Here is a 442-nt window from a genome sequence, read left to right on the forward strand (position 1 = left end):
CACACCGCCGGCATGGATGTGCTGCCGCTGTTGAAGCAGTCCGGGAGCGCGGTGGGCGCCCGCGCCAACCACCCCCTGCGCAACGCGCTGGTGGCGGTGCAACTGGCGCTGGCGCTGGTGCTGCTGGTGGGCACGGTGCTGATGGTGCAGACGCTGCGCAACGTGCAGGCGGTGGACCCGGGGTTCGACGCGGAAGGCGTGCTGACAGCGCGGCTGTCACTGCCCGAGGTGCAGTACGACACCACCGACCGGCTGCGAGGCTTCTACGGCGAGTTGCTGGAGCGCCTGCGCGCGCTGCCCGACACGGAAGCGGTGGGTCTGGTCAACGACGCGCCCCTGGGAGGAACCAACGCCAACGGAAACTTCACCCTGGAGGGCGCGATGGACCAGAACACCGACCGCTACCTCACCGAGTTCCGCGTGGCCTCCCCTGACTACTTCC

Annotated in this window: 1 pseudogene; it reads left to right on the forward strand. The window is 69.5% G+C overall.

Going from position 1 to position 442, the window contains the following annotated elements:
* A pseudogene (locus D7Y04_RS42715) lies at positions 1-442 on the forward strand (permease); the annotation flags it as partial.

It is taken from the genome of Corallococcus sp. AB038B (genome assembly GCF_003668955.1).
GTDB lineage: Bacteria > Myxococcota > Myxococcia > Myxococcales > Myxococcaceae > Corallococcus > Corallococcus exiguus.